The organism is Streptomyces sp. NPDC127097 (assembly GCF_042724075.1).
Classification (GTDB): Bacteria; Actinomycetota; Actinomycetes; order Streptomycetales; family Streptomycetaceae; genus Streptomyces.
Genome location: NZ_JBHXFI010000009.1, coordinates 77,233 through 91,955 on the forward strand (window position 1 = coordinate 77,233; position 14,723 = coordinate 91,955).

The 14,723-nt window shown below is 73.0% G+C and carries 11 protein-coding genes; 4 read left to right on the forward strand and 7 right to left on the reverse strand.

Translation table 11 applies throughout. The features are described 5' to 3' along the window. The first annotated feature begins 254 nt into the window (after positions 1–254). Complete coding sequence (locus ACFWJW_RS10385; RefSeq protein ID WP_387237571.1) at positions 255–1,556, forward strand: MerR family transcriptional regulator; 1,302 nt, start codon at positions 255–257, stop codon at positions 1,554–1,556. A gap of 398 nt (positions 1,557–1,954) precedes the next feature. Here ACFWJW_RS10385 and ACFWJW_RS10390 read toward each other — a convergent pair whose 3' ends face one another. After that, the gene (locus tag ACFWJW_RS10390) at positions 1,955–3,304 is read right to left on the reverse strand and encodes a carotenoid oxygenase family protein (RefSeq protein WP_387237574.1); all 1,350 of its coding nucleotides are present in this window, start codon (positions 3,302–3,304) and stop codon (positions 1,955–1,957) included. Next, entirely contained in the window at positions 3,301–3,891 is a 591-nt protein-coding gene (locus ACFWJW_RS10395; RefSeq protein WP_387237577.1) for a hypothetical protein, read from the reverse strand. Before ACFWJW_RS10395 ends, ACFWJW_RS10390 begins: the two co-directional genes overlap by 4 nt. A 117-nt stretch (positions 3,892–4,008) precedes the next feature. On the opposite strand from ACFWJW_RS10395, the gene ACFWJW_RS10400 reads away from it, so the two are divergent. Both ACFWJW_RS10400 and ACFWJW_RS10405 read left to right on the forward strand, forming a co-directional pair. Next, positions 4,009–4,614 carry a PadR family transcriptional regulator gene (locus tag ACFWJW_RS10400; RefSeq protein ID WP_387237580.1) on the forward strand — a complete coding sequence of 202 codons (606 nt, stop codon included), beginning with the start codon at positions 4,009–4,011 and terminating at the stop codon, positions 4,612–4,614. Between the two features lie 206 nt (positions 4,615–4,820). Then, positions 4,821–5,363: an RNA 2'-phosphotransferase gene (locus ACFWJW_RS10405; RefSeq protein ID WP_387237583.1), complete on the forward strand. Its 543-nt coding sequence runs from the start codon at positions 4,821–4,823 to the stop codon at positions 5,361–5,363. Positions 5,364–5,387: 24 nt separating this feature from the next. On the opposite strand, the gene ACFWJW_RS10410 is transcribed toward ACFWJW_RS10405, so the two are convergent. The 3 genes from ACFWJW_RS10410 to ACFWJW_RS10420 all read right to left on the reverse strand — a co-directional run bounded on the left by ACFWJW_RS10410 (position 5,388) and on the right by ACFWJW_RS10420 (position 8,035). Continuing rightward, entirely contained in the window at positions 5,388–5,951 is a 564-nt protein-coding gene (locus ACFWJW_RS10410) for a hypothetical protein (protein ID WP_387237586.1), read from the reverse strand. Between the two features lie 65 nt (positions 5,952–6,016). Then, positions 6,017–6,916 carry a zinc metalloprotease HtpX gene (gene htpX / locus ACFWJW_RS10415; RefSeq protein ID WP_387237589.1) on the reverse strand — a complete coding sequence of 300 codons (900 nt, stop codon included), beginning with the start codon at positions 6,914–6,916 and terminating at the stop codon, positions 6,017–6,019. Positions 6,917–7,135: 219 nt separating this feature from the next. After that, complete coding sequence (locus tag ACFWJW_RS10420; protein ID WP_387237592.1) at positions 7,136–8,035, reverse strand: LLM class flavin-dependent oxidoreductase; 900 nt, start codon at positions 8,033–8,035, stop codon at positions 7,136–7,138. A gap of 157 nt (positions 8,036–8,192) precedes the next feature. Here ACFWJW_RS10420 and ACFWJW_RS10425 point away from each other — a divergent pair, with 157 nt between their 5' ends. Next, positions 8,193–9,119, forward strand: coding sequence for a Cof-type HAD-IIB family hydrolase (locus ACFWJW_RS10425; protein ID WP_387237595.1), 927 nt, complete (start codon positions 8,193–8,195; stop codon positions 9,117–9,119). A gap of 37 nt (positions 9,120–9,156) precedes the next feature. Here ACFWJW_RS10425 and ACFWJW_RS10430 read toward each other — a convergent pair whose 3' ends face one another. Both ACFWJW_RS10430 and cydD read right to left on the reverse strand, forming a co-directional pair. Beyond that, on the reverse strand, positions 9,157–10,836 hold the full coding sequence (locus tag ACFWJW_RS10430; protein ID WP_387237821.1) for a GAF domain-containing sensor histidine kinase: 1,680 nt from the start codon (positions 10,834–10,836) through the stop codon (positions 9,157–9,159). Between the two features lie 207 nt (positions 10,837–11,043). Further along, entirely contained in the window at positions 11,044–14,706 is a 3,663-nt protein-coding gene (gene cydD / locus ACFWJW_RS10435) for a thiol reductant ABC exporter subunit CydD (protein ID WP_387237598.1), read from the reverse strand. Positions 14,707–14,723: the final 17 nt, after the last annotated feature.

The window sequence follows — 14,723 nt, forward strand, 5'->3', positions numbered from 1 at the left end:
CCCGGCCCCGGCCCCAGCCCGGCGCGAGCTGGGTGCGGCAGGCCAGGCGGGTGCTAGGTGCGGCAGGGCCGGGGGGAGCTGGGTGCGCCAGGCCCGGCGGTATCGAGGGCGGCCGTACCATCCCTCGCAGGAAGGGTCGTTGCGCACGGCGTCGTCGCCTGCTGGCGTCCTCCCCGGCCGCACTGGGCTGAGGCGGGCGCAGTGGGCCAGGCAGCCGACTCGTAGCGTGCGGCCATCTCGTAAGGAGCACCACAGTGACCGAGCAGCCACGAACGGCCGAGGCCCGCATCGCTGAGTACCGCATCGAGGATCTGGCGCACCTCAGCGGCGCCACGGTGCGCACCATCCGTGCCTATCAGGACCGTGGACTGCTTCCCCGCCCGGAACGCCGCGGCCGGGCCAATGTCTACGGCGATGCCCATCTGGCCCGGCTGCGCCAGATCGCCGATCTGCTGGACCGCGGCTACACCCTCGCCAGCATCAAGGAACTCCTTGCGGCCTGGGACGCGGGTCGCGACCTCGGCGGGGTCCTGGGACTGGTCGCCGAGATCGACGGACCGTGGACCGACGAGCAGGCGTCCCGCATCAGCCGCACGGAGCTGAACGACGCCTTCGGGGGCAGCCCCGATGAGACAGCGCTCGCCGAGGCCGTCGAACTGGGCGTCCTGGAACGCATCCCGGGCCGGGACGACGAGTTCCTCGTCCCCAGCCCGCAGGAACTCGCCGTCGCCGCCGAACTGCACTCCGCCGGGGTTCCGTTGTCGGCGATCTCCGGTCATCTGCGGGAGGTGCGCGGCCAGGTCGAGCACATCGCCGCCCGCTTCCTGGACTTCACCACCGAACATGTCTTCCAGCAGTTCCTGGACCACCCGCCCACCGAGGCCGAGGCCGCGGAGGCCGCCACCCTCGTACGCCGGCTGCGCCCCCTGGCGCAGCAGACCATCGACGCCGAACTCGCCCGCGCCATGCGCACCCTGGCCACCCGCTATCTGCGCCATCACCTCAGCGAGGCACTGCCGGCCGAGGCTCGCCGACCCAACGGAACGGCCGGGGGAGCAGGAGCCGAGACCGGGGCCGGGGCAAAGGCCGGAACCGGAGCCGGACCCGGGGCAGGGGCCGAGGCCGGGGCAGCGGCAGGGCCCGAGACCGGGGCGGGACCCGGGGCAGGGACCGGGGCCGAGACAGGAGCTGGACCTGGGGCCGGGGCCGGACCCAGGAGCATCCCCACGCCTCGGGCCGCTCCCGGCCTGCCGCCCACGCCGCTGACCGCCCCCGGGCCGGCCGCGGACCCCCGTACCGCGGCTGTCCCGACGCCCGGCCCGACGGTCACCCCGGAGACGGTGCTGCTCCCCGCCGAGGCAGTGCAGGCCGTGCGGGACCTGGTCGGCGCGAACAACACGGCCGCCTTCATCGCCGCCGCCGCCCACCGGGAGGTACAGGCCCGCACGATGGACGCCCTGGTGGCGGGCAGCACCGGCAGCGTCGGCACCGGCACAGCTGTCGGCACCGGCACCGGTTGCGACACCACATCGGCAGCTGACTCGGGCAGCCCCTGACGGCACCCCCAAGGCCGGAGACCGAGCAGGAGACCAGCTCGCCCCACCAGCCCCAGACCGGACCCCAGACCAGCCCGGCCCACTCACCCCAGACCGGACCCCAGACCAGCCCGGCCCACTCACTCCAGACCGAGCCACAGACGAGGTTTCCGAGCAGCCCTCCAGCCGCACCCCAGACCAGCCGGCCGGCCCGCCCACCGGCCCACCGGCCCACCGGCCGAGCCAACACCACCAGCTCCCGGCACCACAGGGACTGACCCCGCCCCGGTCCGCAACGCAGCCCCGGCCACCCGCCCGTGCTGCCCGAGCCGAGCCCGCCGCTCCACCTCATGCGCACTCTTCAGCTATCAAGGATCAAGCGGTGCGCGGCCTCCTGCCGCGCCCTCCCCTCCCCCGCCTCAACGGACCGGGTCCGGTAGCCAGTTGCCGTGGAACCCGTACGGCACACGCTGCGGGAGATGGACGGTGGCGACCGGGTCGGCGGAGATGTCCTCCGAGTCGAGTACGACGAGGTCGCTGGTGTCGGTGGCGGCGTCGTAGACATAGGTGATCAGCCAGCCCGGCCCGCCCGGGCGGTCGTCCGCCGGGGCGAAGACCGCCTCGCCCGGTGTACGGCCCGGGCCGAAGTCATGCCGGACGGCCGCACCGGTCTGGAGGTCGTAGCGGAGCAGGGCGCCGGGTATATGGCCGGTGCCCGGCAACTCGCCGACGGTGGCATGGCCGAAGCGGGCCGGCTGCCCGGTGAGCCGGTCGTCCACCCTGGGGAACTCGCAGAACTGGTCGTCGAGTTGCTCCTCGTCGACCGTGCCCGTCACCAGATCGATCGTCCAGCGCCAGAGGTGGGCCGGGGTCCGGTCGCCGTATTCGGCGTAGCGGGAGACATGGAGAACGATCCGCTGGTCGCCGTCGTCGTGGGCGTTCAGGGCGTGGAAGACATAGCAGGGGTCGATGGGCAGCCAGCGGACCTCCCCATAGGGGTCGTCGCGGCGCAGCACACCGAGTCGGGCGCCGTACTCCGGGTTCCAGTGATACGGCATACCGGGGCGGCTGCGGTCGTAGACGACCGGGAGGTCCATGAAGATGACATGGCGGGCGGTCAGATGGAAGTCATGCATCATCGTGTGCCCCGGAACGTCGATGGGGCGGCTGATCACCAACTCCCCCGCGGCGTCGGCACGGTGGTAGGTCAGATAGGGCGGAGTGGGGCCGCCGTATCCGAAGAAATGCAGCTCGCCGGTGGTGGGGCAGGTCTTGGGGTGGGCGGTCATGGCGGTGGTGAGCCGGCCGCCGAAGTCATGGGCGCCGAGGGTCTCCAGCTCATGGCCGGGGCGGCAGTCGATTTCGTACGGGAACGACGACTCGACCAGGGCGAGGGTGCGTCCGGCGTGCCGGACGATATGGGTGTTGGCCACGCCCGCCGCCAGATTCCGGCGGCCCTGCGCGTCCACCGGACGCGCGCCCTCGGTGAAGGTGGCGGTGCGGACCCAGCGGTTGCGGTAGGAGACGGCCCGGCCGACCTCCAGGCGCAGGCCGTGGACCATGCCGTCGCCGAAGAACCAGTGGGGAGTGGCCGCATCCCTCGGGTTGGGGCCGTTGCGCAGGAACCAGCCGCTGAGTTCGGGCGGGATCGCGCCCGTCACCGGCAGGTCGTAGGCGGTCAGCTCGTCCGGCACCGGGGCGAAGTTGCCGGCCATGTGCGGTGCGGGAGCGTGGGATTCGGATGCGGTGGTCGGGGACGTGGGAGTCATGAGGTCAGACCTCCTTGGATGTCGGCCCGCGCGCCGGAGCTCTCCATGAAGCGGGCACGAGCTCGCTCCGGGTAGGCGGCGGTGAAGCGGGCGGGAAGGACGAATCCGGCGAGCTGAAGGACGATCGAGACGGCCACATGCCACCCATAGGCGGAGGCTGCGGTCTGGGCGAGCGCGGTGAGGGTGAAGGACAGCGCCCACGCGGCCGTGAGCACCACATTGATGTGGCGGAACAGCGGGGTGTGCCAGACCTCCGGCGGGGCCATCCGCCGCGCGATCCCCATCGTGAAGGGCCGTCGCACCGCGATCGACACCCAGGCGATGAGCGCCAGCCATCCCATCGACAGGGCGCTGCCGTACATCTTGAGACCGCTGTCGGGGTGGGTGAAGGCCAGGATGCCGAGGGCCGCGAAGAACACGATCGTGCCGTACTCCAGCAGGCGCAGGTCGAGTGCGAGTCCGCCGGCGCGGTCGGCGATGAGCAGTGCGACGGCCGTTGCCAGACCGGCGAGCGCGCCCCACTGCCAGCCGGCCGAGGACACCCCCGCGAAGACCAGCCACGGGATGAAGCCCCGCAGATAGTTCATGATCCCCCCTCTTCACTCGCGGTCGTCTCCCGAACCGCGCCCACATTCCAACTTCGACATGTCGAACATAGAAGCTCCACCTTTGACATGTCAACAGTGGAAGGTAAAGTGCAGGTCATGAGCCTGAGACATGCCGTGCTGGGCCTGCTGGCCGAATCCCCCGCGAGCGGCTACGACCTGATGAAGCTGTTCAACGCCTCGCTCGCCAGCGTCTGGCCGGCCACCCAGAGCCAGGTCTACGGCGAGCTCACCAAACTCACGACCGCCGGCCTGGTCGAGGTCGCCGCCCACGGCCCGCGTGGCCGTAAGGAGTACGCGATCACCGAGGACGGCCTGGCGGAGCTGCGCCACTGGCTGACCGAGGTCGAGCCCAGCGGTCCCCAGCGCCACGACGGCCTGCTGCGCGTCTTCTTCCTCGGCATCGTCACTCCGCTCGAGGCGCAGACGTTCCTCCTGCATCAGGCCGAGCGCGCCGCGCGCACCCGCGCCACGCTCGAGCACCTCGAAGAGACCGCCGAGTGGGACGAGGAAATGATTTCGGTCTATGGGCGCATCGCGCTGGAGTACGGCCTGCGGATATCGGCGATGCAGGAGGAGTGGGCCCGTTGGGCCGCCGACGAGGTGACCAGCGCGAAGGCGCGCAAGGCGAGCGAACTCGCGCGGACGCGGCACAAGGGGCAGGAGGGCCGGGACGAGGAAGTCCGGCCGGGCGAAGGGGAGTGACGCGCCGGGAGCCCTGGGGCCGGAGGACCGCAGGGCTCCCGGCCACCGAGCCCCGGCCACAGGCCCCTAAGCCGAGGACTCCCGGCCACAAGGCTCCCGGCCCCAGGCCCCTCAACCCCAGGGCTCCCAGCGCCCCCACCGCAAGCCCCCCTCCCCCCGACGGGAATTCAGGTGCCGCCCCACACCCTGCGCGGCACTCTGGAGACATGAACAACCAGCGCTCCGTGCGCCTCTCGAAGTACCTGGCGAAGCATCTGCGCCATGAACCGGAACGGATCGGCCTCACCCTCGACGCCCAGGGCTGGGTGCCCGTGGCCGAGCTCATGACGGCGGCCGCGCGGCACGGATTCCCGTTCACCCGGGACGAGTTGGCGGCCGTGGTCGCCGACAACGACAAGCAGCGTTACGCCATCGACGGCGACCGGATCCGCGCCAACCAGGGCCATTCGGTACCGGTCGACCTCGATCTGCCGCCGGCCGTGCCTCCCGCCCATCTCTTCCATGGGACCGTGGCCCGCAGCGTGGCCGCCATACGGGAGGAGGGGCTGCGGCCGATGGCGCGGCATGCCGTCCATCTCTCCCCCGACCGCGAGACCGCGACCCGGGTGGGCGCGCGACGCGGCAAGCCCGTGGTCCTGACCGTCGACGCGGGCGCCATGCACCGCGCCGGCCATGTCTTCCGGGTCAGCGCCAACGGGGTCTGGCTCACCAGCCGCGTACCGGCCCGGTTCCTGCGTTTCCCGGGCTGACCACCACACCCGTAAGACCCCGGCTCAGAGCCCCGGCGCCCCCCACACCGGGAACCACCGCGCCAGATCCTTCTCGATCGTCAGATCGTCCCCGAGCATCGCCCGCACCTGTAGTTCGAGCGGGTTGTCGCGCTTCTCGCCGCCCTCCCGCTGCGGCGCGAAGGGGTAGAACGTGCCCCTCTTGTAGAGGTAGACCAGCGCCAGCGACCGCTGCCGTTCATCCCGGAAGCCGACCAGCGAACACAGCAGCTGGGGGCCGAAGCCCGCCTCCTCCAGGGACGTGTTGACCGCATGCAGGTCGTTGACCAGGCCCGCCACGTCCTCCGGCGGATGCCGTACGAGCAGCCAGGTGTAGCCGTACGCGTCCTGGGTGAACTCCACGGAACCGTCCAGCAGGGACCGTGCCTCCTCCTGGATGCGCGCGAACGCCCCGCCCTCGACGCTCGCGAAGCACACCGACCCCAGGCCGGTGGGTACGAATCCGGCCGCGGCCTGGAGGGTCACCGCGGCGGACGGCAGCGCGAAAAGCTGGTCGAGGTCGGGACGGACCGGCTTGCTGCGGCCGAGGATGACGTCCAGAAATCCCATGTGCTAGTTACTCCTTGATCGTCACGGCCGGCCGGTCACCCGCGGGATCCCACGCGCACCGTGCCTCACGCCCGCCCCAGCTCTGTCGCGATCCGGGCCAGCTGGTCCAGCCGCTGTTCCAGCGTCGGGTGCGAGGACAGCAGCCGGCTGAAGCTCTCCTTGTTGAACGCGGGGGCGAAGTAGAAGGCGTTGAACGGCTGGGCCTTGCGCAGATCTTCGGTCGGGATCCGCGCCATCTGGCCGGTGACCTTGGTCAGCGCGGCGGCCAGTGCGGACGGCCGGCCGGTCAGCAGGGCGGCGGCCCGGTCCGCGGACAGCTCGCGGTAACGGGACAGCAGCCGGGTCAGCAGAAAGCTGATCGCGTAGACGACCACGCTGACGGCGGTCACGATGAGCACGGCGATGGCCGTGTTCTGGTCCCGGTTGTTGCGGCCGATACCGCTCCACAGGGCGGCCCGGGTGATGATCCCGGCCAATACGCCGAGGAACGAGGCGATGGTCATCACGGCGACGTCGCGGTGCGCGACATGCGAGAGCTCGTGGGCCAGCACCCCCTCCAGCTCGGCCGGCTCCAGCCGCCGGAGCAGCCCCGTGGTGGCGCACACCAGCGAGTTCTTCTGACCACGGCCGGTGGCGAACGCGTTCGGTACGTCCGACTCTGCGATCGCGACCCGCGGCTTGGGCATATCGGCCAGCGCACACAGCCGGTCGACGGCGCCGTGCAGTTCGGGCGCCTGCTCCGGGGTGACCTCACGCGCGCCCATGCTGAAGGCCGCGATCCGGTCGCTGAACCAGAACTGCGCGATGAACAGGGCGCCGGCGATCACCAGCACCACCACCCAGGCGCCCTTGAGCAGCACCACCAGCACGCCGACGACCACGACGTAGAGCAGTCCGATGAAGAACATCGTCGTGACCATGCGTGAGGTCAGCCCGCGATCCGGGGCGAATCGGGTCCGTGCCATGGCTCCTCCACAACGCCGCACTTCGCGCAGTGCGCCGACCCGCCCGCGCGCCGTCTTTGCACCGCGCGTCGAGTGCGCCCCACTGCGCCGCTGTCCCGATTCTCCCTCTTCAGGGCTATATGTGGAGTAAAGCCCAGGCCAGCGGTCCGCCCGGCGCGTCGGGCACACAAGAGCAGTGGGGCGCACCTGCCCCGTAGGGAGCGCCGGGCGGGGAGCCGTCTACCGGACGGCCAGTTGCGCCGCCCCCTCCGTGGCGATCCGCTCGAAGACCGCGAGATCGGCCTCGAAGAGCGAATCGGGGATCGGCCAGTGGAGGACCAGTTCGTCGATGCCCAGCTCGGCGTGGTGGCCGGCGAAGTCGACGAAGGCGTCCACGGAGTCCAGCGGACGGTCCGGGGTGAAGCCGGTCAGCATGATCTTCTGGAGGTCGGCGACATCGCGGCCCTGGTCGGCACATGCCTTCCCCAGCCGCTCGAACTGCCCGCGGATCGCCTCGTGCGACTCCGCCGGGGTGCCGCCCCCGTTCGACACCTTGGGATCGCCGGTCGTCACCCATGCCTGGCCGTACCGGGCCGCCAGATTCAGCCCCCGCGGGCCGGTGGCCGCCACCGCGAACGGCAGCCGCGGCCGCTGCACGCATCCGGGAATGTTGCGCACCTCGTGCGCGGAGTAGTGCCCGCCCTCGTGGGAGACGACGTCCTCGCTCAGGAGCCGGTCCAGCAGCGCGACGAACTCGGCGAAGTGGTCGGCGCGTTCGCGCGGCGCCCAGGGCTCCTGGCCGAGCGCGGTGGCGTCGAAGCCATTGCCGCCGGCGCCGACGCCGAGGGTGATCCGGCCGTCGCTGATGTCGTCGAGCGAGATCAGTTCCTTGGCGAGGGTGACCGGGTGCCGGAAGTTCGGCGAGGTGACGAGGGTGCCCAGCCGCATCCGGGAGGTGACGCCCGCCGCCGCGGTCAGCGTCGGTACCGCGCCGAACCAGGTCCGGTCGCGGAAGCTCCGCCACGAGAGGTGGTCATAGGTGTACGCGGCGTGGAAGCCCAGCTCCTCGGCGCGCTGCCACACCTCCCGCCCGCCTTCGGACCAGCGGCGGACGGGGAGTATCAGGGTGCTCAGTCGCATACTCCGAGCGTACGGCCGTCCGAAGGACCCGACGATTCTCCCGCGGTGCTCCGGGCGGCCCGGTCCACCTGCCCATACGTCCCCGGACCGGCGGCGCGCGGGCTCATACGCGCAACCCACCGCACTCCTGTGCACCGCGGTACGGGAAGATGGCCCCGTGACTGACGCCTTCGCCCCACCGTCCCGGGCGCCCGAAACGGCCGTGACGCCCCGGCTGATCGCCACCGATCTCGACGGCACCTTGTTGCACGACGACAAGACGGTCTCCGACCGCACGATCGCCGCGCTCGCCGCCGCGGAACGGGCCGGCCTGGAGGTCTTCTTCGTCACCGGACGCCCGGCCCGCTGGATGGGCGTGGTCAGCGACCATGTGCACGGTCACGGCCTGGCGATCTGCGCCAACGGCGCGGCCGTCGTCGATCTGCACCGCGGCGGCCGGATCGTCGAGGTCAGCCCGCTGGAGCGGACCGCCGCCCGGCAGGTCGTGGACGCGCTGCGCAGCGCCGCGCCCGGCACCTCCTTCGCGGTCGAGCGGACCGGCGGCATCCACTACGAGCCGCAGTACCCGCCCCTGCTCCTCGATCCGGCCGCGGTCGTCGCCCCGGCGGAGAAGCTGCTCGCCGACGACTTCGTCCCGCCGCTGGGCCCGGAGGACACCGAGCCGGACGGCCCGGACGGCGGCACCGGCCCCGCCTTCCCCGACCAGCCCGTGATCAAGCTGCTCGCGCACCACCCCGAGCTGGACCCCGACGCCTTCCTCGCGCTGGCCCACACGGCGGCCGGCGATCTCGCGACCTTCACCCGGTCCAGCCCCACCGCCCTCCTGGAGATCAGCGGTCCCGGCGTCAGCAAAGCCGGCACCCTGGCCCGCTGCTGCGCGGAGCGCGGTATCGCGCCGGAAGAGGTCGTCGCCTTCGGGGACATGCCGAACGACATAGCGATGCTGTCCTGGGCCGGCACCTCGTACGCCATGGCCAACGCGCACCCGGACGTGCTGGCCGCCACGACGCGCCGTACGGAGTCCAACAACGACGACGGTGTCGCGGCGGTCATCGAGCGGATCCTTCAGGACGGCCGCCCCTAGGGCCCGTCCGGCGCGACACCCCCGGCCCCGCGCCGTCTTACAGCGGCGCCTCCCACCGCACCATCGTGCCCGTGCCGCCCTCGCCCAGCCCCGGGCCGTACACGCTGGAGCCGCCCAGCGCCTCCGCCCGGTTGGCGAGGTTCTTGAGGCCGCTGCGGCGGCCGCTGTCCGGGATGCCGATGCCATCGTCGGCGACGGTGAGACGGACGCCGTCGGTGCCGTCCGGGAGCCGGATCGTGGCATCGACGACGACCTCGATCCGGGTTGCCTGAGCGTGCCGGAAGGCGTTCGACAGCGCCTCCCGCAGCGCGGCGATCAGGTTCTTTCCGGTCAGCTCGCCGACCCGGGTGTCGACCGGGCCGATGAAGTGGGCCGAGGGCTGGAAGCCGAGCGGTACGGCCGCGGTGCCGATCTCACGCAGGACCCGGGTCCGCAGCCCGGACGGCGCCTCGGCCGGGCCCTGTTGGAGGGCGAAGATCGCGGTGCGGATCTCCTGGATGGTGACATCCAGCTCGTCGACGGCCTTGCCGACGCCATGGGCCACCTCCGGCACGACGGTCCGGCGCTGTGCGCTCTCCAGCATCATGCCCGTCGCAAACAGCCGTTGGATCACGAGATCGTGCAGGTCACGGGCGATCCGGTCGCGGTCCTCGTAGACCGCGAGCCGCTCGCGGTCGCGCTGGGCGTCGGCCAGCACCAGCGCCAGCGCGGCCTGCGCCGCGAACTGGGTGGCCAGCGTCCGTTCCGCGGCGGTGAACGGGCGGGCGCCCCGGGACCGCGGGGTCGCGAGGGTGCCCAGCACCCGGCCGCCGCTTTTGAGCGGCAGCATCATGCTGGGGCCGAAACGCTGCGCGATATCGGTGACCATGCGCGGATCGGTGGCCGAGTCGTCCACGAACACCGGCTCCCCGGCGAGGAGTTGTTCCACCACCGGGCTGTCGGTCGGAATCTGCGTCCCCATGATCCCGGCGGGCTCGTCCGCCGACACCGCGACGATCTCCAGCCCGCCCTCCTCATCGGGCAGCAGCACGATGCCGGCCGCCGAGTCCGCCAGCTTCCGGGCCTGCTCGGCAACCACGGCGAGCGCATCGTCCACATCGCTGCCGGCGAGGAGTTCGGTGGTCACCGCCACCGAGCCGTCGATCCACCGCTCCCGCTGCCGGGTCGCCGCGTACAGCCGGGCGTTGCCGATCGCGATCCCGGCCTCGGTGGCCAGCACCCGCACCATGTGCAGGTCCTCCTCGCTGAACACCCCGCCGTCGCGCTTCTCCGTCAGATAAAGGTTGCCGAAGATGTCGCCCTGGACGCGGATCGGCACCCCGAGGAACGTCCGCATCGGCGGATGCCCCGGCGGGAAACCGGCCGAGCGGGCGTCCTTCGTGAGGTCGTCGAGGCGCAGCGGCTTGGGGTCGTGGATGAGCGCACCCAGCAGCCCCTTGTGACCGTCGGGCAGCGCGCCGATCCGCTCGTGCTGCTGCGGGGTCACGCCGTACGTCACGAAGTCCGACAGCCCCTCACGGGCCTCGTCGATGATCCCGATCGCCGCATAGCGGGCATCGGCGAGCTCGGCGGCGGTCTCCACGATCCGGTCGAGGGTGCTGTGCAGATCGAGCCCCGCGCCGACCGTGCGCATCGCCTCCAGCAACTGCGGCACCCGGGCGGTCAGCTCGGTCGACAGACCGCGCAGACTGCGGGTCGCCTCGGTGGCGGCGTCCATGGGGTCGGGGACCGCACCCGGGCCACCGCTCCCGAGGTCCCTGGGGTTTGAGGGTGGTGGTCCTGCCGTGGCTGCCATGCCATGAGCCTAATAAGGGCGGTTTTCGGGGGAAAGTCCAGTTTGCGGGGGTGGGCTGCCGGCCGGCCCGTGCACGCCACGGGCAGGCCCCGGCAGACCACCGCTGCACGCCGCCGGCCGGCCCCGGCGCTACCCCACCGGCTGGGCCTCGCCGTACGTCGCGTCCACCGCCCGCTCGCGTTCCAGCATCCGCCGGAACGGGCCGTCGGCCGCGGCCAGCTCCGCGTACGTCCCGCGCTGCACGGCCCGCCCGCGGTCCAGGACCAGCACCTCGTCGACCGCGTCCAGGCCGGTGAGCCGGTGGGTGATCAGGACCGTCGTCCGGCCCTCGGTCGCGGTCAGCAGATCGGCGGTCAGCGCATCGGCGGTGGCCAGGTCGAGATGCTCGGCGGGCTCGTCCAGGACGAGCACCGGGAAGTCCGCGAGCAGCGCACGGGCCAGCGCCAGCCGCTGCCGCTGGCCACCGGACAGCCGGGCGCCGCGCTCCCCGATCATGGTGTCCAGCCCGGCGGGCAGCCCGCGCACCCAGTCCGCAAGCCGCGCCCGGCCGAGCGCGTCCCACAGCTCCTGGTCGGCGTCCGCGGCCCCCCGCCCCTCCGGCCGGGCGAGCCTGAGGTTCTCCCGCAGCGAGCTGTCGAAGAGGTGCGCGTCCTGTGCGCACAGCCCCACCAGCCGCCGCACCGCGTCCCCGGCCATCTCCCGGGCAGCCGTGCCGCCCAGCGTGTAGGTGCCCGACTCCTCGTCCAGGAAGCGCAGCAGCACCTGCGCCAGCGTGGTCTTCCCGGAGCCGGACGCGCCCACGACGGCCAGCCGGTGCCCGGCCGTCAGGGTGAAGCCGATGCCGTCCAGCGCCGGGCGATCCTGTCCCGGGTGGCGCGCGGTCAGCTCCCGTACGGCCAGCGGGAACGGCGTCGCAGGAGCGGCGGCCGGGGTGACCGGCTCGGACACCGGCGCCGGCGCGTCCAGCACCTCGAAGACCCGCTCGGCGGCGTGCCGGGTGCGCCGGCGGTACTGCACCGCGAGCGGCAGCCCCGCCACGGCCTCGAACGCGGCCAGCGGCGTCAGCACGACGACGGCCAGCGCCACCCCCGTCAGCCGGCCCGCGTGCACGGCCTGGACACCGGCCGCCGCCGATGCCGCGACCGTCAGCCCGCACAGCAGCGCCGACAGCCCGGCGCCGGTCCCGGCCACGGCGGCCGAGCGGGAGGCGATCCGGGTCAGCTCCCGGTCCGCGCGCCGCACCGATTCCGTACGGGCACCCAGGGCGCCGGCCACCGTCAACTCGGCGGTACCGGTGAGCACATCGACGACCCGGGTGGCGAGCCGCCCGCGGGCCGGCGCCAGCCGGCGCTCCGCACGGCGGGCCAGCGCACCGGAGAGCACCGGCACCGCCACCCCCGTGAGCAACAGCCCGCCGGCGAGGATCGCCCCGGCCTCCGGCAGCAGCCATCCGGTGAACCCGACCGCACCGGCGCCGACCAGCACCGCCGCACCGACCGGCAGCAGCCAGCGCAGAAAGTAGTCCTGCACCGCATCGACATCGGCCACCAGCCGCGAGAGCAGATCGCCCCGGCTGCGCTCCCTGAGCCCGGCCGGCGCCAGTCGCTCCAGCCGCCGGAAGACGGCGACGCGCACGTCGGCGAGCATCCGGAACACCGTGTCATGGGCGACCAGCCGCTCGGCATACCGGAAGACCGCGCGCCCGATGCCGAACGCCCTGGTCGCGGTCACCGCCACCATCAGATACAGCACCGGCGGCTGCTGCGCCGCGCGCGAGATCAGCCAGCCGGACGTCGCCATCAGGCCCACCGCGCTGCCCAGCGCGAGGCTCCCGAGCAGCAGCGCCAGCGCGAACCGCGCCCGGTGGGCACGGGCCAGCCGCCGCAGCCGGCCGAGCGCCGCCCCGCGGGCGGAGTCAGCGGCGGTCCCGTGGGCGGCTTCGGGCGCGAGGTCCGCGGAGGCGGCCCCGCCGTCCCCGGAAACGGCGTCCCCGGCCGTCTCCGGACGCACCGCCGCCGGCGCGTCCGCTCCGGCACGCCGCACCACGCCCGACGCCTCGGACGTCGCGGCCCCCGCCGCCGGCCCCGGCAGCCGCACCACCCGGTCCGCCACCGCCAGCAGCGCCGGCCGGTGGACGACGAGCAGGACCGTACGGCCGACCGCGAGGCGGCGGACCGCGGCCACGATCGCCTCCTCGGTGGCGCCGTCCAGGTTCGCGGTGGGCTCGTCCAGGAGCAGGATCGGGCGGTCGGCGAGGAAGGCGCGGGCGAGCGCGAGGCGCTGGCGCTGGCCGGCGGAGAGCCCGGCACCGGACTCGCCGAGCCGGGTCGCCATCCCGTCCGGGAGCGCGTCGACGAAGTCCAGCGCGCCCGCGTCTCCCAGGGCGGTGCGCACCGCGGCGTCCTCCGCGTCCGGGCGCGCCAGCCGTACGTTCTCGGCGATGGTGCCGGCGAACAGATGCGGGTGCTGCGGCACCCAGGCGATCCGCTGCCACCAGCTCTCGGGGGACAGGGACGCGATGTCGTGGCCGTCGGCCAGGGCCCGGCCCTCGGACGGCGCGGTGAAGCCGAGCAGCACGCTCAGCAGGGTGGACTTGCCGGCGCCGGAGGGCCCGACCAGCGCGACGGTCTCCCCGGGCCGGACCTCGAACGAGGTCGCGGGGAGCGAGTCGGCGGTCCGGCCCGGGTGGCGGACCACCAGTTCCTCGACGGCCAGCGCGGTGCCCCCGGGCGCGGGCGCGGTGCCGGGCGTCCGCAGCGGGGTCTCCAGGACGGCGAAGATCTCTTCGGCGGCCGAGAGCCCCTCGGCCGCGGCGTGGTACTGCGCCCCGACCTGCCGCAGCGGCAGATACGCCTCGGGCGCCAGCACCAGGACCATCAGGCCGGTGTAGAGGTCGAGTTCACCGTGCACCAGCCGCATGCCGATGCCGACCGCGACCAGTGCGACGGAGATGGTGGCGAGGAGTTCGAGCGCGAAGGAGGAGAGAAAGGCGATCCGCAGGGTGCGCAGCGTCGCCCGGCGGTACTCCCCGGTGATGGACCGGATGGCGGTGGCCTGGGCCTTGGCCCGGCCGAAGACCTTCAGGGTGGGCAGACCCTCGACGACATCGAGGAAGTGGCCCGACAGCCGGGCGAGCAGCCGCCACTGACGGTCCATCCGCGACTGGGTGGCCCAGCCGATCAAGACCATGAACAGCGGGATCAGCGGGAGAGTGAGCACGATCGTGAGCGCCGAGAGCCAGTCGCCGGTGACGATCCGGGCCAGCACCGCGAGGGGAACGACGACCGCCAGCCCCAGCTGCGGCAGATAGCGGGCGAAGTAGTCGTCCAGGGCGTCGATGCCCCGGGTGGCGAGGGCGGTGAGTTCGCCGGTGCGCATCTCCAGGGTGCCCGCACCGGAAGCGCCGCCCGCGCCGGCCGCCTCCGGGTCCTGCGCGCCGCCGTCCGCGCGGCCGATCACCGCGCCGGGCCCCAGCCGCGCCGCCCGCTCGATCAGCCGCATCCGCAGCTCGGACTTGGCCGCCGCACCGGCGCGGTGGGCGGCCAGTTCGGTGAGCCAGGCGACCAGACCGCGTCCGGCGGAGACCGCGGCGAGCAGCGCCAGGGGTGTGGTCAGGGCGCCGAGGGCGAGATCGTGCTGGAACGCGCCGACCACGACCTCGGCGATCAGCATCGCCTGGCCCACGACCAGGCCCGCTCCGGCAAGCCCGAGCACCACCACCGCGATCAGAAAGCCGCGGGTGGCATGGGCGTAGCGGAGCAGACGCGGGTCGACGGGTTTCACGTGAAACATGTCCTCCTGCTGAGGCC

What these genes read in the sequence shown, in the direction of transcription:
- ACFWJW_RS10390 (WP_387237574.1), bottom strand. Translation starts at nt 3,304, where the DNA reads ATGACTCCCACGTCCCCGACCACCGCATCCGAATCCCACGCTCCCGCA.
- ACFWJW_RS10395 (WP_387237577.1), bottom strand. Translation starts at nt 3,891, where the DNA reads ATGAACTATCTGCGGGGCTTCATCCCGTGGCTGGTCTTCGCGGGGGTG.
- ACFWJW_RS10400 (WP_387237580.1), top strand. Translation starts at nt 4,009, where the DNA reads ATGAGCCTGAGACATGCCGTGCTGGGCCTGCTGGCCGAATCCCCCGCG.
- ACFWJW_RS10405 (WP_387237583.1), top strand. Translation starts at nt 4,821, where the DNA reads ATGAACAACCAGCGCTCCGTGCGCCTCTCGAAGTACCTGGCGAAGCAT.
- ACFWJW_RS10410 (WP_387237586.1), bottom strand. Translation starts at nt 5,951, where the DNA reads ATGGGATTTCTGGACGTCATCCTCGGCCGCAGCAAGCCGGTCCGTCCC.
- htpX (WP_387237589.1), bottom strand. Translation starts at nt 6,916, where the DNA reads ATGGCACGGACCCGATTCGCCCCGGATCGCGGGCTGACCTCACGCATG.
- ACFWJW_RS10420 (WP_387237592.1), bottom strand. Translation starts at nt 8,035, where the DNA reads ATGCGACTGAGCACCCTGATACTCCCCGTCCGCCGCTGGTCCGAAGGC.
- ACFWJW_RS10430 (WP_387237821.1), bottom strand. Translation starts at nt 10,836, where the DNA reads ATGGACGCCGCCACCGAGGCGACCCGCAGTCTGCGCGGTCTGTCGACC.
- cydD (WP_387237598.1), bottom strand. Translation starts at nt 14,706, where the DNA reads ATGTTTCACGTGAAACCCGTCGACCCGCGTCTGCTCCGCTACGCCCAT.